Here is a 21,243-nt window from a genome sequence, read left to right as displayed (position 1 = left end):
GTGAGTCCATTTTTCGTGACGATGACGGGAGTGACGGGATGGCCTTGACCAAAGCCGATTTGGCAGAACACCTGTTCGACGAACTCGGGCTCAACAAACGTGAGGCCAAAGATATCGTCGAGAGTTTTTTCGAGGAGACTCGCAAGTCCCTGGAGCGTGGCGATGAGGTCAAGCTGTCCGGCTTCGGGAACTTTGAACTGCGCGAGAAGAAAGAGCGCCCGGGACGCAATCCGAAGACCGGAGAGGAGATCCCGATCTCCGCGCGCCGCGTCGTAACCTTCCATCCGGGCCAGAAGCTCAAAGCACGGGTGGAAGCCTATACGGCACCCGTGCCGCCGAGCGCCACTGGTGCGGAGCCAAGCGAATAACCCGCCGACGCCTGAAAACGCGTTATCCGGTCGGCGTGGGTCGCCGGTACGCGCCGAGGTCGCTGCCGCGCCGGCGGCGTGCCTGGTTGGCCGCCGCTGCCGCCGCCCCCGGTGCGTCGTCCCACGCTACAACTATTTGTTATCGTTCGACGCATTGCGCTGGTCGGGGTTTTATGAACTGGTTAGACGCAGGTGAGGCCATCTTCAACGGACGCGGTCGGAGGGCGGCGACAGATGAAGAACGATGACGGTGAAGGGCTCAATCGTGGCCGGCGGAAGCTGCTGATCGCGGCCGCGTTATTGGCGGGGACACGGTGGCCCGGGCGCCTGGAGGCGAGTGAGGGGACGGGGTCGCCCGCTGCCATCCTGCCGGCGGGCAGCGCCCGGGGGCGGGAAGTCCTGATCCTGGGGGCCGGGATCGCGGGGCTGGTCAGCGCCTATGAACTGCACCAGGCCGGCTGCCGGGTGCGGGTGCTGGAGGCGCGCGAGCGGGTGGGCGGGCGTTGCTGGACGCTGCGCCGGGGGGATCGGATCAGTGAGTTCGGCGGGGCCGAACAGGTCTGCGACTTCGCCCCGGGGGACTACCTGAACCCGGCCGCGAACCGCATCAAGCCGGATCACCTGGGCGTGCTCTCCTATGTCCGCACGCTCGGTGTGCCGGTGGAGTTGTTCGAGAGCGGCCCTTTGGGCCAGAACTGGCTGCTGCGCCGCCGGCCCGGGCACCCGCTTACCGGCCGGAGGCTGCGCTTCCGTGAACTGGATCGGGATGAACTGGGCTATGCGATGCAGCGCCTGGTGGCCCTGCTGGAGCCCGCCGGGACTGCACCGGGTCTGGAAGACAAGGAATTGGCTGCCTGGGCACGAGGCTTCGGCGAACTGAACGCCGCCGGACGCTATGTCGGCACTGCCGCCCGCGGCTACCGGGTCCCGCCGGGCGCGGTCGACGCACCCGGTGAGCCCGCGCCCCCGCTGCCGGCCGACCAGATCTGGTCCTACGGACCCCTGAGCGCCGTCCCGGACTGGGTCGACAGCGCCAAGTACCCGACCCCAGTCCTCACGGTCACCGGCGGCATCGACGGCCTGGCCCGGGCCGTGGCCGCACGGCTCCCGGCCGGGACCATCCGCCAGGGCGCCGAGGTGATGCGGATCCGCCAGGACGCCGCGGGCGTGACGGTCCACTGGCGCGACGCGGCCTCGGGCCAGGTCCACCAGGAGCGGGCGCAGCAGGCGGTCTGCACCATCCCCTTCATCGTGCTCGCGCGCATCGACAGCGACTTCGACCCGGCGCTGCGCCCCATCATCGCGGGCCTGCCCTATGAGCCGGTGGTCAAGGTTGGGCTCGCCTTCCGGCGCCGCTTCTGGGAGCAGGACGAACAGGTCTTCGGCGGCTATTCCTACCTCGACGACCCGGACCTCATGATCATCTACCCGAGCGCCCGGCTGGGCGCCCCCACCGGGGTCCTGACGCATTATTACAGCGTGCGCGACTCGCTGCCCCTGGCCGCCCTGACACCCGCCGAGCGGGCGCGCCGGGCCCTGACGGACCTCCAATACCTGCACCCCGGGGCGGGGACGGACTTCGCTTCTGCCGTGTCGATCGCCTGGGCGCGCACGCCGTTCAGCGCCGGCTGTTTCGGCAACTGGTCCGCTAACGCCCGCGCCCGCGACCTGCCGCGCATCGCCGCCGGCGACCGGCGGGTCATCTTCGCCGGGGAGCACATCAGCCAGATACCAGGGTGGATGGAGGGGGCCGTCCAGTCGGCCCATGCGGGGCTGAAACGGCTTGCACAGCAGTGGGAGCTACGGTCATGAAGGGCGTGCTGATCCTTCCGATCCTGCTCGTCGCCGCTGCCGCGGCGGGTGCTGATCCGCAAGCACCCGCCGTCCTCGAGGGATTTGGTGGGGCGGCTGAACCCTCTGCGGCCGCGTTGTACGCCGAATTTTGCGCCGGCTGCCACGGGCAGGATCCCGTGCCCCTGAGCGGCGGCCCCTATCCCGCCCTCTTCGGTAACCCCCAGATCGCCGCCGCCGGCGCCGTCTATGTCGCCGTCAAGGCCCTGCACGGGACCGGCAACATGTACCCGCTCTGCGCCTTTGCCAGTGACGCCGAGATCGCGGCCATCGCCAACTACCTCGCCGCCGCCAACGCTCACCAGGGGGCACCGCTGAGCGTCGAGGCGGTGGCCCCGCTACGACCGGCGGCGGGGGACTGTCCGGTTTCGCATTAGCCATAAGGGAGCGGCGCCATCAGCGGCGCCGCGGCAACCCTCGTCGGTCCTGGCCATGGGCAGCAGAGGGCCGATGGTCGCACGACGAGCGCCAGGAGACGAGCGCCAGGAATTGCCATTCCTCATCGACTGCAAACCCGCTTGCCCGGGGTCCTTGGTGCCGCTAAGATCAGGGCCATATTACGTCTCGGGTTGTTAAATATGAGAAGACTATTTCTGGTTGCGGCCTTTCTGGCTTCGACGAGCGCCTCGGCCCAGACTCATTGCCTGCCGGGGGAGACAGATCTCCTCAGCGGTCTGGTCGGCTCCACGGAGGGGGGATTCAGCGGGGATAAGATCCTGTCCCTGTGCGCCGACAGGTCCAGCCCCCCCTTCGGCCAGATCTCCTACCGCTTCGGCCGCCAGGGCGCGGTCGAGCTGGAATACACTGCGCCACGTGACGGCTTCTTCTTCGCCGACGAGCAGTCTCCCTCGCCTCGATCGACGATATATTCTCTCTATTTCCGGAAGGGTGGGATTACCTATGCCGTGACCGAGTGCATGGGAATGCTCTGCGGCATACGGGACGTCAAGTTGATGGTCTTCGACGGCAAGAGGACGATCGCCTCCCTCGACTCCGAACCCGACAGATTCGAGGTCAACACCTCCATCGACAAAATCAAGGGCCGGATCGTCAAGACGAGGACGAGCGGATTGAACTACGACGAGAACTGATCCGGGTTGCTGCCGCTCAACAGACCGGATGCCGCGAACCGCGCCGACGTCCGGCATACGACTGTGTCCTTCCGGCAAGCCGGCATGATTTCCGTCCGCTGGTCCGGTGCGGTGGTAGGCCCGCGTACTGGGTGAGGTGCCGGCCGCGAGCGGTCGCGGGAGCACGTTCAGGCGCCGCGATAGAGTTGTGACGAGTTGTCGTTGATGGCGCGGGCGATCATGTCGGCGACCTTCAGGTCTTGCTCGATGCTGTGGCGGGCAGCCGACTGGGACGGCCGCGGGGTGCGGGCCTTCGCGGCGGTACGCTGGTTCTGGCAGTGGAGTGGGTAGGTGTACATCGCTGACTCCTGACGCTGTGTGGCGTGACAAGGCCGCGGTTGATCGCGACCTTGGGCACAGCGTAAGGCGGCGCGGTTAGCCACAAGCTGAGTGGAATCGTCAGCGAACGCTCAGATGGGGGTCGGGCGCTCCAGGCCGATTTTCAATCATGATTGAAAATCGGCCCTACCGGCAGCGAACGGTCAGATGGGGGCTGGTGCTCCAGGCCGGGTTGACCAGGTGCGTGAGGGCCTCGCCCGGGGTTGGGCACCGCGGGGCCCGCGGTGGGCTGCCGCTGCATCCGGTACGGCCAAGACCGCCGCGTCCGGTTTGGCCTCGTCAATACTTGATCGTTACGGTAGGAAATAACGATTTCAGCTTTCCGCTGGCGCAACCTATAGTTTGAACCGTAGGCAGGCGACAAGGCTTCGGGGTCCTGATCCTCCCGGAGCGACCACTAAGCCATTGTCCAGCTTGCTACACGAACCAGAGATACGGTCCAGCCATCTGACTTGAGGTTACTGCCATGAGTGACGCGACCCTGCGCTCCAAGACCAACACCGCCTTGTGGATGGCTGTCGCCATCTGCCTGGTCCCCCTCGTACCCTACGCCCTGGGTGGCTTTGGCGGCGGCTGACCATGGGTTCTGTGGGACTGAACAAGGCGGCGCGAGCCGCCTTTTTTGTGCGCTGGTGAGATGTGGCGGCCGACAAACGTAGGTCGACCGTCGCCGGCCGCAACCGACTCGATCAGCGCCACTGGCTGCTCGACGCCTATGCCTGGATCTCGCGTTTCGAGTCGCGGCTGACGACCTTCGGCGATCAGGCCATGACCATCCGGCGCGACCTCTTCGAGGCCGTCGGCGGCTTCCCCGACTGGCCGCTGTTCGAGGACGTGGAACTGGCCCGCCGCGTGCGCCAGTGCAGCCACCAGTGCAGCCGTATCGCCAAGCTGCCGAGCGCGGTGACCACCTCGGCCAGCCGCTTCCTGGCCCACGGGCCGGCGCGCCAGCAGTTGGCCAACGGCCTCTTGCTCGCACGCTTCTTTCTTGGCGCCCCGCCCGCACGCCTCGCGGCCGTCTATGAACGGCAACGCGGCGCGCTCCCACGGGGTGATGCGGCATGACGCTCGACCTGTGGGTCGGCCTCGCCGTCTTGGCGGGGCTCTTTGTGGCCGAGGGTGTCCAGCCCTATTACCAGGCCCGCGACCGGCGCTATGTCCATGGCGCCCGCAATCTTGCTCTGGCCATCGCCAGCGGCGTGGTCGGTGCGGCGCTGGCACCGCTCCTGCTTTGGGCCTTGCGTCTCGGCAGCGAGCAGGGTTGGGGGCTGTGCGCGCGCCTCGACCCCGGCGGGCTCGGCGGCGCCCTGATCAGCTTTCTGCTCTTCGATCTGTGGATGTATGCCTGGCACCGCGCCAATCACCAGATCCCCTTTCTGTGGCGCTTGCATCGCGCCCATCACACGGACCCGGCCATGGACTGCACCACGGCGCTGCGCTTTCATCCCGGCGAGATCCTGCTGTCGGGCCTGGCGAACCTGCCCGTGATCGTCGCCCTCGGCATGAGCCTTGAGACCTTCGTACTCTACAAGGCCGTCATGGTCGCCGTGATCCTCTTGCATCACAGCAATCTGGCCGTGCCGGTGCACCTCGAGCGGGGGCTGCGGCGGCTCATCGTCCCGCCCTCCATGCACCGCGTGCACCACTCGGCGATCCGGGTCGAGACGGATTCCAATTACGGCACCATCTTCTCTTTCTGGGACCGCTTGTTCGGATCGTTGCGGTTGCGCGAGGACACCCAGCTGATCCGGTTCGGCATCGGCCGCTTCGCGGGCGACACCTGGCAGCGTCCGCTGCGGCTGCTTGCCATCCCCTTTTTGGCGGAGTTGCCGCCGGGACCGCCGCCTGGGACCAGGGCCGCACCGGCGTACCGGCCATGAATGCACGCCCGCGGCTTCTCTTCGTCTACAACGCCGACACCGGTCTGTTCAACACCCTGGCCGATGCGGCGCACAAGATCCTGTCGCCGCAGACCTACCAATGCGTGCTCTGCAAGGTGACCTACGGCTGGTTTCAGGAGCGGCGCGCCTGGCGTGCCTTTCTCGACACCCTGGATGCCGACTGCGAGTTTCTGCACCGCGATGAGCTGCATGCCCGCTTCCCGGACGTTGCGGTCACCCTGCCGGCGGTCCTGTGTCTGGGGGACGGCCAGCCGACCCTGTGCATCGACGCCCAGCGCCTGCGGGCCTGCCGCGACCTGGATGAGCTGATGGGACTCGTGCGCGCTCTCTGTGGCGCGCAGTCGGCCGAAGGGTCCGCTCGCGCGGCCCGCGGCGAAGCCCCCTGACCCGGTCTGCCCGGCGGAGCGACCACGCGCGCCACCGCCCTGGCCCGCGCGCCGACTCAGCGTTGGGGCTGATGGCCAGCGTCGCTGTACGCTTCCCACTAAGGCGTAAGCCCCAGTGCTGCGCGTAAGGTAAGGGCGTCGGCGATGAACCGCACGGTCGTGATGATCCCACCCTGCGCCTCGATCAGCGTCACCTTGGCCGGCTCGCGCGGCAGCATGGCCGTCTCCGCAGCACTGCGTCCCAACAGCATCGGGTAGGGTCGCTTGCGCATCTTCGGCAGCGCGATGACCGTGGTAATGATCCCTGGCATGGCGCTGATGTCGGCAACGTAGCGTACGTGCGCGCTCGCCAGTGTGGTTATGGTCTGGCCGTCGAGGGCGGTTTCGGCCAGCGCCGCGGGGGCGCGTTCGGCGACGAAGATCAGATAGCGCGTGTCGGCGGTGATGGCCTGAGGCGCATCGTGCTGGTCCTTCAGCTTTAGGGCAGGCAGTGGGGAACCGACCTGCAGCGGGGCGGCGGCGAGCAGTCCGCAGCACAGGAGGAGGGCGACGAGCACGGCGGTTTTCATGGGCCTATCCTACGCCATGACGGCCCCGCCTGCCGCCGTTGCGAGGGCCTGCGCGGGGGAAACCAAACACTTGACGGGGGGAAGACAATCGCCTGGCTCAGCCTGGGTGCCGCGGCGTGCAGTACAGTGGCGGTGGGGCGTCGCCCTCGCCGCGGCCGGCGCCCCTTGGCTTGGAGCGATCAAGGGCACAGTTGGGGGCGGAGAGCAACGACCTGCTCACCGACTGCGCAGGGCACCATGACCGCCCGGTTCAATCACGCCATCGTCCATTGCCATCGCGACCTGATTCTACCACGGAGAATGCCCGATGCTGACGCTTTATTCTTTCCCGTCGCTGTTCGGTGTGGCCGACAACAATCCCTATGGGCTGAAGGTTTACGCATTCCTGCGGCTCGCCGGGCTACCATTCGAGCAGGCGCACATCTTCGACTCATCGCCGGCGCCGCGCGGCCAACTCCCCTACATCGTCGATGACGGCGAGGCGGTTGGGGACAGCGAAACCATCATTGCCTATCTCATCCGCAAGCATGGCCTGACCATCGATGCCGCGCTCACCCGCTCGCAGCGCAACACGAACCTGCTGATTACCCGCATGCTGGGCGATCTTTACTGGGTTATGTCGTATTCACGCTGGCAGGACGAGCGGTACTGGCCCGCTTTCAGCTCGGCACTGAAACGCGAACACCCGAGCCTGACCGACGACGATCTGCTCAAGGCCAAGGAATTCAACCGCCAGCGCTACTACTTCCAGGGCATCGGCCGTTACGAACCCGATGACGCGATGGCGCGCGGACTGGCCGATCTGGCGGTGCTCGGCGATCTTATTCCGACCCATGGCTACGCACATGGCGACACGCCCACCAGCATCGACGCCAACATCTATGGCTTCACTGCCAACATCCATTTCTACGAAATCGCGACACCCTTAAAGCGGTTCGTCGATGAGCATGAAACGCTCGTCCGCCACTGCCGTGACATCCATGCGGTCGTCGGCGCCCCCCAGAATTGATGGCCTGGGGCAAGGACCGCCAGTTAGGGTCAGTGACTATGACCGCGGCCCCGCGGCGAAGCGCAGGTCCAGACCGTCGAGTCGCCGCGTAAGGTCCGTGTAAAGAGACTCCTGCGCGTCGAGCCGCGCCTGGAGCCCGCGGGCGCTGGCCTCCTGTGTGGCGGCCCGCGTCTGTAACGCACGCTCCTCGGCAACCAACGCCTGGCGCGCGGCCTCGGCGAGCATCAGTTGCTCGGTCAGCGTTGCGTGGGCGGCCTCCAGGCGCGCCTGCACGGCGACGAGGCCGTCTCGGGCCCGCTGGGTCTCGCGCAGCGTCTGCTGTGCCGCGCGCAGTTCACGGCGGGCCTCGGTCAGTTCGGCGGCCAGGCGGGCGTTGTCGTGGCTCAGATGCGTCACCTCGTCCTGTTTGGCGACCAAGGTCTGGGCGTGCTGGCGCAATTCCGCCTGGACCTGCTGCACCTGGGTCTCGTGGCGGCGCTGGTCGAGATCCCGCTGGTCCTTCACCGATTGCCGGTAGTGCTCCAGGGCGTCGCGCGCGTGCCGGTGCTTATCCTCCAGGGATTGAATGTGCCCAACGTGCTCCGCGAGCCGCAGTCCAAGGGCCCCGTTCTCGTTGCCGAGCGCCGCGCCGTGGACCCGTTCCGCCTGCAAGGCCTCGTGGGTCGCGGCATGGGCAGCGCGCTCGCTGGCGAGCGCCTCGCCGAGCTGCCCGGCCTGCGCCTGGACGTCGGCGAGGGCCCGTTGCAGGCGCACGCTGTCGGCGCGCAGTGCGCTCGCCTCGGCCGCATGGCGCGACTCAGCGTTCTCTACCAGGGCGCACGCCTGCGCGTGCAGTTGACGCGACAGTCCGGCGACCGCGGTGCGCAGCGTCGCGCTCAGCAGTTGCTCGTCATCCCGCTCAAGCTGCGCCTGGCCGCGCTCGCCCAGTGGCATCGCGATCAGGGGTTTGTCGATCCGACCAAAGCACCCCTGGTGCGTCGGGTGCTCAAAGGGATCGGTGCACTGCACCCCGCCCGCGCGCAGCGCGCTCTGCCGTTGCCGCTCGCGGAACTGACGCGCATCGACGCCTGGCTTGCGGCGGAGATCGCCCGGGCGAGTGCGCCTGGCGAGCGGGCGGGATGGTTGCGCGCCACGCGGGATCGGGCCTTGATCCTGCTCGGTTTCTGGCGCGCCTTTCGCAGCGACGAGTTGAGCCGCCTGTGCATACAGGACATTGAGGCGGTGCCCGGCGAGGGGATGACGCTCTACCTGCCCCGCACCAAGACCGATCGGCACGCGCAGGGCACCACCTTCAAGGTTGCGGCGCTGTCGCGCCTGTGCCCGGTCGCGGCCTACGTCGCTTGGATCGACGCGGCGGGCCTGACCGATGGACCGGTCTTCCGGCGCATCGGCCCGGACGGGCACCTGGGTACGACCGGCTTCCACCCGAACAGTCTGGTGCCCGTGCTGCGCAAACGTTTCACCGATGCGGGCGTAGCCGAACCCGATCGTTACAGCGGCCACTCCCTGCGCCGCGGCTTCGCGACCTGGGCCAACGCCCACCAGTGGGACGTCAAGGACCTGATGGAGTACGTGGGCTGGAAGGACCCCGCCTCGGCCATGCGCTACATCGAGCGCGCCGACGCCTTCGGCCGTCACCGCATCGAGTTGGGCCTGGCAGGGGAGGGGCCAGCGACCATGCTGGTGGCGGAGCGGGAGACGACCTGACGCCAGCGCGCGACCAGTCCCCGACGCGCTTGAAGGGTCGGTGATTGGCATCCAGTTCATGGGTCGGGATCCGCGACGTGGCGAGCGACCCACCCCGGCAGCCCGGTGAGCGATGCCGGACCTGTTCCTGTCCTTGTCCCCCACGCGGAGCCGGCGATGCTGGACGATCGAAGCGTTGAATGTCCCTACTGTGGTGAGGAGTTCGCGACCCTGGTGGACTGCTCCGCCGGCAGCCAGCGCTACATCGAGGACTGCCCGGTCTGCTGCCGCCCGATCGAATTCCAGGCCGAGGTGGACGGTGCGGGCGACCTGACCCGCCTGACGACCCACCGCGACGATGACTGACCAGCAGCACAAGAGCTACGCACCTCCAACTCGCACCAGGAGTTAAGCCTGTTGCTGGCGTTGGCAAGTCGGCCGTCCTGCAGGACGGCGTGGGCCTGTTGGGGCGGCATGGCGATCGGTGCCGTACGGGGCACCGAGAGGCCGATCCGCGGCGATCGGGTGTCGGGGACGCAGCCTGCCGGACTACCGACAATCGAGCACCATCGGTCTTCTGAGACTAAATCTTGACATTTCTCAATACTAGGTCTATATGTCCTCAGGACATATAGACCTAGTATAATAAATCTATTCAAGTGGAGCTTCGCACCGCCATCGCCCTGGAAATCGGCCGTCTTCACCAGCCGGTCGTGACCGACTACCATCTGGGTAGCCTGGTGTTTCGCCTCTACCAGGCGAAGACCTACCGCGGCGAGCCCCTGGACCGACTTCAGAAGGATGTCCCGGAACGCGCCGACTACACCCGATTGCTCGGTGGCCTGGTGACGGACGGCATCCTCCAGCGCACCAAGGATGTCCCCAACAAGGACGTCTTTGTCGTGCTGGGTCAGGACCAGGCGGCGGCGGAGGACATCATCTGCTGTGTCGACCCCTTCTGTTACCTTTCGCACTTGACCGCCATGGAGTACCACGGTCTCACCGACCGTCTGCCCAAGCTGCTGTTCGTGACCTCCTTGCCCCAGTCCCAATGGGGCCGGCTAGCCACCGAGAGGATGCAGAAGGACCTCGGGGCCGAGGGCCTCGCGGCCTATCTCCAGGCGGGACTCCCGCCGCTGCGCCGCCTGCGGCTCGACAAGATTCAACGCAAGATTCTGAGCGTCCACACGAGCTCGCACTGCGACCCCGGGGCCTACGTGACCGTGCAGGGCAAGCCGCGCCGCGTCGCCACCATCGGGCGGACCTTTCTCGACATGCTCCGCGAACCCGATCTGTGCGGCGGCATCTACCATGTGCTAGACCTCTTTGCCGAACAGGCGCCGCGCTATCTGCGCCTCATCGTCGACGAGATCGACCGCCACGGGACCAACATCGACAAGGTGCGGGCGGGCTACGTCCTCGCCGAGCGTCTCAATCTGACCCATCCGACCTTCGAGGTCTGGCGGACCTTCGCCCAACGGGGCGGTTCCCGCAAGCTCTACGCCCAGGCCGGCTACAGCCCGCGGTTCTCCGAGACCTGGTGTCTGTCCATCAACATCGACGAGGCCGAGGAGGCGTGAGTGGAGCAGATCGCGACCCGGGAGTGGGTCGAGCAGAACCCGGACTACCGTCCCTTCCGCCAGGCCGTGCACATTATCCTCACGGCCGTTTCGGGAGCGCCCGATCTCCAGACGGCCATGGTCATGAAGGGCGGGTCACAGGCCGTTAGTGGGTCCGGGCGGGCCTTTTGAGGCCCTGGGCGGGATAAGCCGGGCTTATCACGGGTAGGGGGCGGCCGGCGCCGCCGTGGCGCCGGTGCCTGGTTAGTATGTAATTACGCGGTATGTACCACGGTACGCTATTCACGGCGACCCCCGGGGGCGAGGCGCCACCGGCGCGACCAGCACCCGCTATCCGCACCACGGGTCTGATCAGGATACGTGCAAAATTTAGTAACTTCGGTGTGCCGGGGGTGGCATCGCAGCGGGTACGGAAAACACCCCCGAAAGCGGCATCCACCAAACTAATAAAATCAGATAGTTAAAAATATCGGCAAGAGAGTACAAAAACCAAGTGTTTTCTGGTATAGGCTGGAGGGCATGATGAAGCAAGTGGCGATCTACGCGCGGGTCTCGACGGGCGAGCAGACGCCGGACAATCAGCTGCGGGAACTGCGCGCGGTGGCCGCGCGCATGGGTTGGCAGGTCGTCGAGGAGTTCGTCGACCACGGCGTCAGCGGGGCGAAGGGCCGCGATCGGCGCCCGGCCTATGACCGGCTCTACCGCGCCATCCTGCGGCGCGAGCTTGACCTGTTAATGGCCTAGTTCTACTTTGTCACCTTGTCCAACGCTTTGATTATATTAATATTATCGACGGGGAAAATATCCCCTATTCAAAATAGAATCTGGCGCTCGACTCGCTGCATTAATTGCAAATATATGATTTATAACGCCTTATGCTGGATTGGTCGAAATATCCGTATCCTTGCACTCAGCGCCACCGAATTAAGGTGACAAAGTAGAACTAGTCAGTCGACCAGCTCGGGCGATCCCTGCAACAACTCATGGCGCTGCTGTCGGACCTTCAGGCCAAGGGCGTTGATCTGTATTTGCACCAGCAAGGGATCGACACCACGACCCCTGCGGTACCGCCATGTTCCAGATGTGTGGGGTGTTCGCGCAGTTCGAGCGCGCCATGATCCAGGAGCGGGTGAAGGCGGGCTTGGAGCGGGCCCGGGCACAAGGTAAACGGCTGGGCCGGCCGCGCACGCCTGACCGCGTGGAGCAAGCGATCCGGGTGGCCCGCCAACAGGGCAAAGGAATCAAGAAGATCGCCACCGAACTCGGGGTGGGTGTCAGCACCGTCCAACGGGTGGTTCACGAATCAGTGACCTGAACTCGGCCGCCGGCTCGATTCGCAGTACCAGCCTCGGCGGCGACGCTTGCCAATCGGTACATATCTTTTCTTTCAGTGGTTTGCGCTAACGGCCTGGCAAACTCAAGGCGAGATTACTAATCTTTGCACGTATCCTGATCAGACCCGTAGAGGGTCAGCGCGCGGCCCCCGACCGGCAGCGAGGCGCGCAAGAGATGCAACGACTGGTCGGCCTTCAGGTCCAACCAATCGACCACGATCACCGGCTCGCGGATACGCCTGAGGCAGATCCGGCACAGTGCGCCATAGACCGTGCGCGCCTCGCCCTGCAGCCGGGTGTTGCCGAGCAGGCGATCGGCGCGCTTGATCTTGTGGTGCAGCCGCGCCGACCCGGCGCAGCGCCGCCCGATGTCCGTGAGGGTCAGCTGCGGACCGGAGACGCTCGCGGCCACCGCCTCCAGCAAGGTCGCCAGGCGGCGGCGGTGGATATGCGCCAGCAGCGGGGCCAGGCAGTGATGTAAGATGTTCAGCGCATGCACGGGGCGGTCTCCAGCAGGTTTGGTCGCCCGCCGGAGATGATGACACCTCGTGCGTGCCCCAAGCCACCGTATAAAAACCTGGCTAAGCCGTTGTCTTACATTGGGAAGTTCTGGAAATACTCCGGTCTGTCCCTGATTACGCCTAATTACGCTCTGATTACTCCACTCACCAAGCGGTCATCGCACCTGACGCCAACCGGAAAGCGCTGGAACGTGCGGCAACGGACGACACCGGCGATGCACACGGATAACTTGACAGGTGATGGGCGCTGCGAAAATGCTGCCCGCCCGATCATCTAGGTACATCCCATGGAACCACGCCCACCGTTTCATCCCTGCACTATCCCAACGCCTGAGCAACTCCGGGAGGTGCTCGAATATTCTTTTCAGGCGCGCAACTTCATTGCGGTGAAGGCAGCCAAGGCTATGCCGCAGCAATGGAAGCGCCCGCCCATGGCAGAGTCTGATTTCTATGCCGCCCTGCTCTCCAGCACGAACGATGACGACCTGCTGCACCGGTTTGCACAGGTTTTCGAGAAGCGCGGTCAGCGACGGGCAAGTAAGCCGCCGTCCCTGCTCCTCCCGTGGTGGCAGTTTTTTCGCGAGGGCGCTCGCCGCTTGCGACGTGAGTTGTCTGATGGGACCCTTGACCAGCTCCGGCACCCCCCAGAGCCTGCAGGTAGCGCGCGCGAAATCGTACAAAACGCGGTGGATTGGGTGCGTGACCAGGCCGTTGGCATCCCGGCGATGGATACCCCGGCATTCCGTTGCGTCCATACCTGGCTTGTGGATCGCGTCGCCACGCTCTGGCCTCAGACTGCCGCAGGCGAAGCACCTGACGACGACACTGCACCACTGGCGCAGGAGGACGCGACACCGGCCCCCGCCGTCAGCGACACGCTCCTGCCCGCCACTGCGGGCACGAACCCCGAGCCTTCACCCGCCCCCGCATTGGGCGACGGCGACCCCGACCAGACCAGCTTCGCCGACGACGCCGCTGCGCAGTTGGCGGCAACCCATGCCGCAATAGCCGCCTGGCAGGCGATGCCGACCGAGCGGAGCCGGATCAATGCGGCCATCGCCGCCCTGCGGTCTTTGGCTGGAGTGCTGGACCGCGCCCAGGCACAACGCCTGCTCGAGGCACTGGTCAGCATTGTGCGGGAGCGTTTGTGCGATACCACAGACGTTGCAGCCGCGCAGGCGCTGGAGCAACTCACCAGCTGGGCACAGGCCTGGCCCACAAGGGTCGAAGCTGAACCGCTCCTGCCCGCAGCAGCCTCGCTGGGGAAACTGGCGGGGCTGCGCGAAACCGCGGCAGGCATCCAAATTGCCTTGGCTGGCGTCCAGCCAGCCATGGCGCGCGCCATGCAGGCGCAGGACTGGAACGGGATCGGCGCCCTGTCCGAGGAGGCGAAAGATCACGAAAATGGCCTTGCGCGGGTCCGCATGAACATCGCCCACTGGTTGATCGAGGCAGCGGCGACAGTCGCCCCAGCGCCCGCACCGGTAGAGCGCGATGGGCATGATGCGGCCTGGACGCCAACATCAGTGCCCGATGAACCCTCAATCCCGCTTACGCCGGAACCCATCCAGCAACCGCAACGGGTTGCGCTTCCCATGTCGGTGACGCAACCCTGTGGCCCGAGCGCGGCACAACCCGCGGCAGTGGACACCATCGCCAGCCCGCCGCCAGCAACTGCGGTCGTCATCCCGCCCGCACCTGGGCCGGTGCTGAGCGCTGCCCCGATCACCACCCCACCACCGGTGACGGAACCCCCCGCCCACCCGGCAATGGTGGATGTGCCGCCACACGCACCACCAGCCCCGTTGCACAAACCCCCACCTGAGCCGGCGTCGACGCATCATCCGGCAACCGGGACGGCGCCGACGGGACGCCTGGCCACAACGGGTAATGCTCCCCAACGCCTGGAGTCCCCGGTCGCGTCCTGGCCCGCGCAGACCAGCCTGCATAACCTGCTGGCCGCGGCGCACCCGACGAGCGGGCACCTGACCGACGACGCCGCTAACGCTGCCGTCTGGGTCCTGGTGCGCGACGGGCAACCGGCGCTGGCCTACCATCTCGCGAACTCCCTTGAAACCCGCGGCGCACTCGCCGCGGGTATCTTCACCGCTCGCAGCCTCTCGACGCTGGTGCTTGCGCCGCTGGTCAATGCGGGAACCGATGCAGTGGTGGAGCCGCTGCGCGAGGGCTTGTCCGACTTGCTGCTGGCCGATCTCGACCGGCGGGAGGTCCGGCAACGCCGGGCCAATGGCCTTCTGGTGCTGGCCATGACCCTGCGTCCGGCCCTGATCGCCCCGTATCACACCTCCGCCCGCAGCATCCTGGAGAGTCAATACCAGCAGATCGAACGTGAGGTACTGCGCGCTGTCGCAATGGCGGTCATCGACGCGGGTCGCTTGCGCGCCACGCTCTCGGAGGCCGCTTTCAAAGGTGAGAGCAGTGCTGCGGCGCGCGCCCGCGAGCGCAGTCAGCTGCGGGAGCAGACCGAGGCATTCCTGCGCGAGGCGCAGCATAAGACCATCAAGTACGCGGCGGCGACGCGCGTCTGGAAGCACTGGCTCGAAACCGGTGATCTGGCTGAATTGCTTCATCTGGTGATTGCCGACGACGTCTCGCAACTGGACTTGGTCCGATCTCTGGCTGCGGACTGGCGTGATCGTGCCAAGGTCCTCGCTCGGGTCCGCGTAACGGACGACGAGTGCCGCAAGGGTGGCGCAAAAATGCGCCCGATCGAAGGGGCCGCGAGAGAGGACCTTGTGCAGGCGGCACTTGAGGCAGTCGGGTACGTGGAGACTTGGTGCCGCCTCAATGAGCACGAGGGTGACAACGGCGATGGTAGCGGGCCAACGGGGCTCAGTGAATGGGTCAGCCGCACCCGCAGCCTGATCGGCAAGGCCATCGATGAATTGCGCCCGCTCATCGGAAGCGACCTGTTAGACCAGGCGGCGCTCGCGAGTGTTGTTGCCGCACTGATTGACCTGAATGACCTGATCGACCCTGAATTGAAGCCCCTCCCCCGACTGCCGTGGCAACAGATGCTGGGCCAGGCATTGGTGCCAATCCCCGGATTGGTTCTGAACGCCTGCTGGGAACCGGACGAGGGGCCGGGCAGCGGAATTTATGAGTCGCTGCTGATCGCCCAAGGTATGCAGCCCAACAGCTTGGCGGCGGCCTTTGACCGTGCGGACGCCGACTGTCTGCATGAAACCACTGCACGGGTCATTGCGCTCGGGCACCACGTCGGCGAGCCATTGATCGAGGACTGGTCACGACGGCGCGAGCACGGCATCGAGCGCTGCAAGCGGCGCCTGCACGACGGGCTGCGTGAGGCCGAGCGCAGCATTGCCCACGCGCTCGATTTCGGTTTTCTGGACGAGACCACGCGCAGCACCCTGGCCGAGCAACTGGAAGCCCTGGCGGCGCGGACCGACACGGACTTCGGAATTGCCTTGGGCGAACTCGTTCAAATCGAGGCAACGCTGGCGGAACATAAGCGCCACCGCGTCGATGCGGAACGTGAGCGTCTGGCCGCCCACGACGATCTGCGGCGCAATCCAGTACTGCGCGAGCGCGTGCATGCACTGCTGGACAAGGGCGACATCGTCACCGCGACCGAATACGTCACGCATGCGGAGAATGGTACGGAGCCGCCCCACGACCACCGTGAGCCACAGCATCAGCGCGCATTTTTCCCTGGTTTTGTCGCCGCGGCGGCGGCCAGCTTCGGGGAGCAGCGGACCCGCGAGATCATTGATCGGTGCGCGCCGGAGACCTGGCCCGCCGAACTCGCCCCCCGTCCGGCCCGGTTCGAGGAAGCGCTGGCATTGCTGCGCGCCTGGGGGCAAGCGGTGCGCTACGCCGAGGCGGGTCAGGATGTCGCGGCGATGACGAACCTGTTCAGACTGCTCGGCTTCGAGGCGGTCAAGGCCATTTCCCTGCCCGCGCGCCGCGCGTCCAGTCGCGATGTGCAGATCGAGACCCAGCGCATTCAGGACCGCGATCTCTGCCCAATCCCCGCATTCGGCTCCCGTGCCCATGGCCGCTATCGGTTGGTCTGTACCAAGCCAGGGGCGTCCTGGGCCGAGGAGATCGCGGGCGCCATCAGCGGTGGTCGCGACCCCGTGTTGCCGGGGGTGCCGGTGCTGGTCTTCTATCCGGGGCGACTCAGTGTGGCCGAGCGTCGCACGCTGGCGCGCCGGAGCCGGGAGAAGGGGCAGACCTTCCTGCTACTCGATGAATGGCTGGTGCTGTATCTGGCTGGCTGCGCCCCGGCGGAGCGGCTAAAGGCATTCTTCGAATGCACGTTGCCGTTCACTGCCGTCGACCCCTATAGCTCCACCGGCGGCGATGTGCCGGATGAACTGTTCATGGGCCGGCGGGAGGCCATCGCCCGCATCGTCGACCGACAGGGCACTAACCTGGTCTATGGCGGTCGCCAGTTAGGCAAGACCGCACTGCTGAAAGAGGTCCAGCGACGCCATCACAGCCCTGACTCGGGCTTTCATGTGGTCTGGATCGATCTGAACGAAAAGGAAATCGGTCGCGGGCGCCCGCCCGCGGAGGTCTGGCTGGTCATTGCCAGCAATCTCGACAAGCAGATCGTCAAGGACCAGGTCCAGCGGGCCGACACCATCCAGCGCCAGATCGAGGACTGGCTGAACGCGGACGAACGCCGCCGCTTGTTGCTGCTATTGGATGAGTCCGACAACTTTTTTGCCCAGGATGCCGAAGATGGCTATCCCGTGCTGCGCGCGCTGAAGGGTGTAATGGATCGCACCGCGCGGCGCTTCAAGGTGGTGATGGCCGGGCTGCACAATGTCCAGCGCGCGAGCCGTGACCCAAATACCCCGGTCGCCCACCTTGCGCAGCCCCTGTGCGTGGGACCGCTGATTGAAAATGGCGAGGCGCGGGAGGCGTTCCGACTGGTGACCATGCCGCTGCGGGCGCTCGGCTACACGATCGATGACGATGTGGTCAACCGCATCCTGGCCTACGCCAACTATGCGCCAAACCTGATCCAGGATTTCTGCAGCAAGCTCCTTCAGTACCTCAACGACGCCAATCAGGCCAACTTCGACCCGGAACAGACGCCGCCGTATCAGATCAGCTCCGGGCACGTCGAGACCGCCTATCAACGGCGCGATCTGCGTACCTTCATCCGCGACCGGTTTCAGATCACCCTGGCACTGGACCCGCGCTATCGGCTGATCGCGCTGGCCATCGCCCGGGAGACGCTGCAGCGCCGGGACGAGGCTGTCAGCAGCGCCAGCGGCTTCCCTGTCGTGTGGATTCGCGATCAGGCCCTGGGCCGGTGGGAGCGCGGCTTTCCGGACCGCACCGCGGAGGCCTTCCGGGTGCTGCTCGATGAGATGGTGGGGCTCGGTATCCTGCGTTGCACGGAGGGCAACTACGCCCTGCGCTCGCCGAATCTGGTCAACCTCCTCGGTGCCCGTGGCAGCATCGAACAGGACCTGCAGGATGCCGCGGCGGAAGAACCGCCACCGCCCTATACCGCCGCGGTGCATCGACGCCCGCGGGGGAGCGAGCCCTGGATGCGCAGTCCGCTGACCGCGGAACAGGAGCATCGGCTGCTGCAGCCGAGCACCGGAATCAGCCTCGTTTTCGGTTTGGTGCTGGCGGGGATCGAAGAAGTCGCACCGGCCTTGCAGGAGGCCGCCGCAACCCTGCCGGGCATCGAGGTCCAGTGGCAGTCACTGGAGCCCGCCAGTCACCTGCCCGCTGCGCTGCGCCAGGCCCTCGACCGGCAAGGGGAAAATACCCATCTGATCTATCTGGTCACGAACGCCGCCGACTGGTCGACGGCAACCGTGGCCGAGGTCCAGCGCGTCCTGACCAACCGGCGAAGCAAGTCCCGCACCGTGCGCGTTGTCTTCATCGGCGATGCGCGGCGCGCCTGGTGCTGGCATCAGGCGGCACCGGTCGCGGGGCGGATACTACCAGAACTGATTTCACTCAAGCCCTGGGCCAGCGAAACCCTGAAGGTCTGGCTGCGGGACAACCGCCTTGGCAGCATCGAGCCGGCGCGTCTGGAGAGACTTACCGCTGCCACCGGACTCTGGCACGGACCACTGCAGGCAGCCCTTGCCCCACTGGTCGAGACCCCGGAGCGCTGGCGCGAGACCATCGACTTGCTCGCACCGGATGTTGCGGCGGATGCGTTGCGCGAGGAGTTTGACACACTGGCCGAGGTGCTCGACATCTTGCGGACCATGGCCATTTGGAGAGGGGAACCTCTGAGCGCCGAGGAACTGTCCCTGCTGGATGCCGAGCCGGATCAACTGGAGGTAGTCCTTGCGTGGGGGGAGACAACTGGCGTGATCCGCGCCGAGCCGCAGGGCGCGCGCCGGCTTGATCCATACCTTGCCGAGCTGCTCCCGTCGTGACCATGGACGCGCCCTGGGCCGCCTGGTGGGCGGCCCCTGGCCCGGTCGCCTTCCTCGACGAAACGCTGGACGCCCTGCGTCGGGGGCGCTCAGTCGTTTTGGGTCTGCCCCTGGGGGCCCCGCCCGGCCTCGCGCAGGCACTTGAGGCAGAGGTGTCCCGTGACAGCCTCTGGTGCTGGACTGCCATCGCGCCAACCGGCCCGGCAACACCCATGTCAACCGTCGTGCAGGCCCTGTGGGGTAGTACCGCCGCCCCCGAGACGCTGTTGGGGCTGGTGCAGGCGGCGCGTTTACGCAATCGCGTCCTGTGGATTGGTCCACTCACAACGGAGCCATGGCCCCCCTGGCGCGACTGGTTGTTGGCCTTTGCACGCGCCGCCGCGACCTTGCCCGCGGCGGACCGCCCGGTGCTCTGCACCGAAACCCGCGGCCTCCCGCGTACCGACTGGCCGCGTGTGGACCCATCCCTCGCGGTGTTGCAATGGCGCGGCCGGCTGGATGGATTGGACATGCAATTGTGGGCCGCCACCCTGCTTCGGGGTATTGAGCTGCCACCGTTCACCGGCCGGTTGCGGCGCGAACTGATCGCCACCCTGGCCGGCGCCGATCCACTGTTGGCCGTGCATCTGCGCGACGAGACGATCCCCGGCCTGTGTCGGCCGCAGTCAACGCTCATCGGGTTCGCCGCGGCGCGTGGCTGGCATGAGGCGCCCCCGCATACCTGGGAGGCCGGCGTTCTCGAACAACTTACGGGCGAACAGACGCTGCACCTCGCAGCCCTGGCGCTCGACCCCGCCGCCAGCGCAAGCGCGATTGCCGAGCACCTTTGGCGCGCCGAGGTGCGGGTCTTGTTCCCACTGATAGAAACCCTGCGGCGGCGGCTGATCGAGCGCCATCGTGCACAACTGCGGGTGCCTGTGCAGGTCGAGGGCCGGGCGCCGATCATACACATTGAAGACTTAGAGCTCGGACACCTGCATTGGCAACTGCGGGGCCGGCTGGGGGCCCAGCGCGCCGAACTGCTCGCGGCGCTGCATCGCGCGCGCAACGCGCTGGCCCACCTGGAGCCATTATCCGCTGAGGATTTGCTCGGCCTGCTGCGGCTGCTCGACAAGACCGATCTCTGGCAACCGGCTGGCGGCGACGCTCACCGCTGACAGCTGGGGCTGCCACGCGGCTGAGCTGCTGACGGACTTTGACAATTTTCGGAACAGTTATGGAAAGCTTTCGATAACCGTTCCGAAGATTGTCAAAGCCCAACCTTCAAACGCCCAATGTCGCCCACCCTGACCCTGAATGCCCTGGTCGCATCCACCGCGCCCGCGCCTGTGCGTTCGCGGGATCTGGCCGCGGAGTACCCCGCCTGCTTCGACTGGGTAAACCCGCGTCCGCTCAAGCGGCACATCCACAAGGACCTGGCCAGGATCGACCAGCAGGGCGGCGCGCTCCCGGACGCCGCCAACGGCGCGCAACGCCAGGCGGCGGCTTTCCAGGTCCAGCGCCAGGTCAAGTCGGCGCTGGCCGACGACTGCACCCGCCCGGCCTACCTGGCGGCCCTGCGGCCCGGTGCCGCCCGCATTGACCTGCACGGCCAGCCGGCCGGTGTGGTCACGCAACGGGAAGCCGGTTACGCCCAAGCGCTGTTGCGCGGGGAGGTCCCGCCGCCGCGCCCACCGCAGACTGCCGCCCTTGCGCCCGACCTGCCCCAGGACGCCCCTTTGCACGCGGAGAACATCGTGTCCGGCCACCTCGAACTCACCGTGAAGTTTTCCGAGCTACCGACGCCCGTCCAAGTAAAGGCCGGGCTGAAGATCGGCATCCAGACTGACCGCGCCCTGGTGGTGGCGATCCTGCCGCCGAAAGCCTGGAAGAAGCTCGCCCAAGCCGCCGACGCCTGGCCGCACTGGGTGGCGGCCCTGAGTGGCCGACTCGGCGCTCAGGCCGGCGCGGCGGCTGGCCCGGTTATCGTGCTCGAACAGCCCGCCTTGCAGGTCTTCGAGAAGAAGGCCAAGCCCGCGGCGGACGCGACCTGACGCCGGGCGGACGTTGTCAGGTTGAGGTCTGAGATGTCCGGTCGGACCCGCCAGGTAACTGAAAACTCGACCCTAACCTGACGCATTTTCGGCCGCGAGCCTGACATCAGGCTGGGGTATGCCCCAGCGCAA

At 66.4% G+C, this 21,243-nt stretch carries 21 protein-coding genes and 1 pseudogene; 18 read left to right on the top strand and 4 right to left on the bottom strand.

Annotated features, from left to right (window positions below):
• Positions 1–38: 38 nt before the first annotated feature.
• The 4 genes from THSYN_RS30020 to THSYN_RS30005 all read left to right on the top strand — a co-directional run bounded on the left by THSYN_RS30020 (position 39) and on the right by THSYN_RS30005 (position 3,310).
• A complete protein-coding gene (locus THSYN_RS30020) occupies positions 39–368 on the top strand; it encodes an integration host factor subunit alpha (protein ID WP_100922771.1) in 330 nt (109 codons plus the stop codon).
• 234 nt (positions 369–602) lie between these two features.
• Complete coding sequence (locus tag THSYN_RS30015; protein ID WP_100922770.1) at positions 603–2,180, top strand: flavin monoamine oxidase family protein; 1,578 nt, start codon at positions 603–605, stop codon at positions 2,178–2,180.
• Positions 2,177–2,596 (top strand): c-type cytochrome, encoded by a 420-nt coding sequence (locus THSYN_RS30010; protein ID WP_100922769.1) that lies wholly within the window; start codon positions 2,177–2,179, stop codon positions 2,594–2,596. The genes THSYN_RS30015 and THSYN_RS30010 overlap by 4 nt, the downstream gene beginning before the upstream one ends.
• A 201-nt stretch (positions 2,597–2,797) precedes the next feature.
• Positions 2,798–3,310: a hypothetical protein gene (locus tag THSYN_RS30005; protein ID WP_157818043.1), complete on the top strand. Its 513-nt coding sequence runs from the start codon at positions 2,798–2,800 to the stop codon at positions 3,308–3,310.
• A 167-nt stretch (positions 3,311–3,477) separates the two neighbouring features.
• On the opposite strand, the gene THSYN_RS34525 is transcribed toward THSYN_RS30005, so the two are convergent.
• Positions 3,478–3,648 carry a hypothetical protein gene (locus THSYN_RS34525; protein ID WP_157818042.1) on the bottom strand — a complete coding sequence of 57 codons (171 nt, stop codon included), beginning with the start codon at positions 3,646–3,648 and terminating at the stop codon, positions 3,478–3,480.
• A gap of 679 nt (positions 3,649–4,327) precedes the next feature.
• Here THSYN_RS34525 and THSYN_RS30000 point away from each other — a divergent pair.
• Genes THSYN_RS30000 through THSYN_RS29990 form a run of 3 tightly spaced genes read left to right on the top strand, consistent with a single transcriptional unit; the run spans position 4,328 to position 5,975 of the window.
• Complete coding sequence (locus THSYN_RS30000) at positions 4,328–4,753, top strand: hypothetical protein (RefSeq protein ID WP_236849034.1); 426 nt, start codon at positions 4,328–4,330, stop codon at positions 4,751–4,753.
• Complete coding sequence (locus tag THSYN_RS29995) at positions 4,750–5,568, top strand: sterol desaturase family protein (RefSeq protein WP_100922767.1); 819 nt, start codon at positions 4,750–4,752, stop codon at positions 5,566–5,568. The genes THSYN_RS30000 and THSYN_RS29995 overlap by 4 nt, the downstream gene beginning before the upstream one ends.
• Positions 5,565–5,975 carry a hypothetical protein gene (locus THSYN_RS29990; RefSeq protein WP_216644828.1) on the top strand — a complete coding sequence of 137 codons (411 nt, stop codon included), beginning with the start codon at positions 5,565–5,567 and terminating at the stop codon, positions 5,973–5,975. Before THSYN_RS29995 ends, THSYN_RS29990 begins: the two co-directional genes overlap by 4 nt.
• 98 nt (positions 5,976–6,073) lie before the next feature.
• Here the strand turns inward: THSYN_RS29990 and THSYN_RS29985 are convergent, their stop codons facing one another.
• Positions 6,074–6,544 carry a hypothetical protein gene (locus THSYN_RS29985; protein ID WP_100922766.1) on the bottom strand — a complete coding sequence of 157 codons (471 nt, stop codon included), beginning with the start codon at positions 6,542–6,544 and terminating at the stop codon, positions 6,074–6,076.
• Between the two features lie 307 nt (positions 6,545–6,851).
• On the opposite strand from THSYN_RS29985, the gene THSYN_RS29980 reads away from it, so the two are divergent.
• Positions 6,852–7,553: a glutathione S-transferase C-terminal domain-containing protein gene (locus THSYN_RS29980; RefSeq protein ID WP_100922765.1), complete on the top strand. Its 702-nt coding sequence runs from the start codon at positions 6,852–6,854 to the stop codon at positions 7,551–7,553.
• Between the two features lie 36 nt (positions 7,554–7,589).
• Here the strand turns inward: THSYN_RS29980 and THSYN_RS29975 are convergent, their stop codons facing one another.
• A complete protein-coding gene (locus THSYN_RS29975) occupies positions 7,590–8,486 on the bottom strand; it encodes a coiled-coil domain-containing protein (protein ID WP_236849033.1) in 897 nt (298 codons plus the stop codon).
• Between THSYN_RS29975 and THSYN_RS29970 the strand changes: the two genes are divergently transcribed.
• The 7 genes and pseudogenes from THSYN_RS29970 (at position 8,436) to THSYN_RS29950 (ending at position 12,134) form a co-directional block, all read left to right on the top strand.
• On the top strand, positions 8,436–9,260 hold the full coding sequence (locus tag THSYN_RS29970) for a site-specific integrase (RefSeq protein ID WP_236849032.1): 825 nt from the start codon (positions 8,436–8,438) through the stop codon (positions 9,258–9,260). The genes THSYN_RS29975 and THSYN_RS29970 overlap by 51 nt on opposite strands.
• Positions 9,261–9,416: 156 nt before the next feature.
• On the top strand, positions 9,417–9,605 hold the full coding sequence (locus THSYN_RS29965) for a CPXCG motif-containing cysteine-rich protein (protein WP_100922762.1): 189 nt from the start codon (positions 9,417–9,419) through the stop codon (positions 9,603–9,605).
• Positions 9,606–9,898: 293 nt separating this feature from the next.
• Positions 9,899–10,819, top strand: a complete 921-nt coding sequence (locus THSYN_RS29960; RefSeq protein WP_100922761.1) for a type IV toxin-antitoxin system AbiEi family antitoxin domain-containing protein — start codon at positions 9,899–9,901, stop codon at positions 10,817–10,819.
• The gene (locus tag THSYN_RS34520) at positions 10,820–10,990 is read left to right on the top strand and encodes a hypothetical protein (RefSeq protein WP_157818041.1); all 171 of its coding nucleotides are present in this window, start codon (positions 10,820–10,822) and stop codon (positions 10,988–10,990) included. It abuts the gene before it with no gap.
• Positions 10,991–11,338: 348 nt separating this feature from the next.
• A complete protein-coding gene (locus THSYN_RS29955) occupies positions 11,339–11,563 on the top strand; it encodes a recombinase family protein (RefSeq protein ID WP_335582533.1) in 225 nt (74 codons plus the stop codon).
• A 239-nt stretch (positions 11,564–11,802) separates the two neighbouring features.
• Positions 11,803–11,927: pseudogene (locus THSYN_RS37070) on the top strand (recombinase family protein); the annotation flags it as partial.
• Positions 11,901–12,134 carry a helix-turn-helix domain-containing protein gene (locus tag THSYN_RS29950; protein WP_418219961.1) on the top strand — a complete coding sequence of 78 codons (234 nt, stop codon included), beginning with the start codon at positions 11,901–11,903 and terminating at the stop codon, positions 12,132–12,134. The pseudogene THSYN_RS37070 and the gene THSYN_RS29950, both read left to right, overlap by 27 nt.
• A gap of 116 nt (positions 12,135–12,250) precedes the next feature.
• Here the strand turns inward: THSYN_RS29950 and THSYN_RS29945 are convergent, their stop codons facing one another.
• Positions 12,251–12,652, bottom strand: coding sequence for a hypothetical protein (locus THSYN_RS29945; protein WP_100922760.1), 402 nt, complete (start codon positions 12,650–12,652; stop codon positions 12,251–12,253).
• Between the two features lie 309 nt (positions 12,653–12,961).
• On the opposite strand from THSYN_RS29945, the gene THSYN_RS29940 reads away from it, so the two are divergent.
• From THSYN_RS29940 to THSYN_RS29930, 3 genes are all read left to right on the top strand, one after another.
• Positions 12,962–19,078 (top strand): hypothetical protein, encoded by a 6,117-nt coding sequence (locus THSYN_RS29940; protein ID WP_157818040.1) that lies wholly within the window; start codon positions 12,962–12,964, stop codon positions 19,076–19,078.
• 2 nt (positions 19,079–19,080) lie between these two features.
• On the top strand, positions 19,081–20,235 hold the full coding sequence (locus THSYN_RS29935; protein WP_100922758.1) for a hypothetical protein: 1,155 nt from the start codon (positions 19,081–19,083) through the stop codon (positions 20,233–20,235).
• A 117-nt stretch (positions 20,236–20,352) separates the two neighbouring features.
• Positions 20,353–21,111 carry a ProQ/FINO family protein gene (locus tag THSYN_RS29930; RefSeq protein ID WP_100922757.1) on the top strand — a complete coding sequence of 253 codons (759 nt, stop codon included), beginning with the start codon at positions 20,353–20,355 and terminating at the stop codon, positions 21,109–21,111.
• The last annotated feature ends 132 nt before the right edge of the window (positions 21,112–21,243 follow it).

The sequence above is a fragment of the Candidatus Thiodictyon syntrophicum genome (genome assembly GCF_002813775.1).
Lineage (GTDB): Bacteria > Pseudomonadota > Gammaproteobacteria > Chromatiales > Chromatiaceae > Thiodictyon > Thiodictyon syntrophicum.
Note: the sequence above shows the minus strand (reverse complement) of the source record. Positions and strands in the feature narration are given on the sequence as shown.

Excerpts from the sequence above, each read along its gene's own strand:
- THSYN_RS29995 (WP_100922767.1), top strand. The coding sequence starts at position 4,750 with ATGACGCTCGACCTGTGGGTCGGCCTCGCCGTCTTGGCGGGGCTCTTT.
- THSYN_RS29975 (WP_236849033.1), bottom strand. The coding sequence starts at position 8,486 with ATGCCACTGGGCGAGCGCGGCCAGGCGCAGCTTGAGCGGGATGACGAG.
- THSYN_RS29990 (WP_216644828.1), top strand. The coding sequence starts at position 5,565 with ATGAATGCACGCCCGCGGCTTCTCTTCGTCTACAACGCCGACACCGGT.
- THSYN_RS29965 (WP_100922762.1), top strand. The coding sequence starts at position 9,417 with ATGCTGGACGATCGAAGCGTTGAATGTCCCTACTGTGGTGAGGAGTTC.
- THSYN_RS30010 (WP_100922769.1), top strand. The coding sequence starts at position 2,177 with ATGAAGGGCGTGCTGATCCTTCCGATCCTGCTCGTCGCCGCTGCCGCG.
- THSYN_RS29950 (WP_418219961.1), top strand. The coding sequence starts at position 11,901 with ATGTGTGGGGTGTTCGCGCAGTTCGAGCGCGCCATGATCCAGGAGCGG.
- THSYN_RS30015 (WP_100922770.1), top strand. The coding sequence starts at position 603 with ATGAAGAACGATGACGGTGAAGGGCTCAATCGTGGCCGGCGGAAGCTG.
- THSYN_RS34525 (WP_157818042.1), bottom strand. The coding sequence starts at position 3,648 with ATGTACACCTACCCACTCCACTGCCAGAACCAGCGTACCGCCGCGAAG.
- THSYN_RS29955 (WP_335582533.1), top strand. The coding sequence starts at position 11,339 with ATGATGAAGCAAGTGGCGATCTACGCGCGGGTCTCGACGGGCGAGCAG.
- THSYN_RS29985 (WP_100922766.1), bottom strand. The coding sequence starts at position 6,544 with ATGAAAACCGCCGTGCTCGTCGCCCTCCTCCTGTGCTGCGGACTGCTC.
- THSYN_RS30020 (WP_100922771.1), top strand. The coding sequence starts at position 39 with ATGGCCTTGACCAAAGCCGATTTGGCAGAACACCTGTTCGACGAACTC.
- THSYN_RS29935 (WP_100922758.1), top strand. The coding sequence starts at position 19,081 with ATGGACGCGCCCTGGGCCGCCTGGTGGGCGGCCCCTGGCCCGGTCGCC.
- THSYN_RS29940 (WP_157818040.1), top strand. The coding sequence starts at position 12,962 with ATGGAACCACGCCCACCGTTTCATCCCTGCACTATCCCAACGCCTGAG.
- THSYN_RS29930 (WP_100922757.1), top strand. The coding sequence starts at position 20,353 with ATGTCGCCCACCCTGACCCTGAATGCCCTGGTCGCATCCACCGCGCCC.
- THSYN_RS29980 (WP_100922765.1), top strand. The coding sequence starts at position 6,852 with ATGCTGACGCTTTATTCTTTCCCGTCGCTGTTCGGTGTGGCCGACAAC.
- THSYN_RS30005 (WP_157818043.1), top strand. The coding sequence starts at position 2,798 with ATGAGAAGACTATTTCTGGTTGCGGCCTTTCTGGCTTCGACGAGCGCC.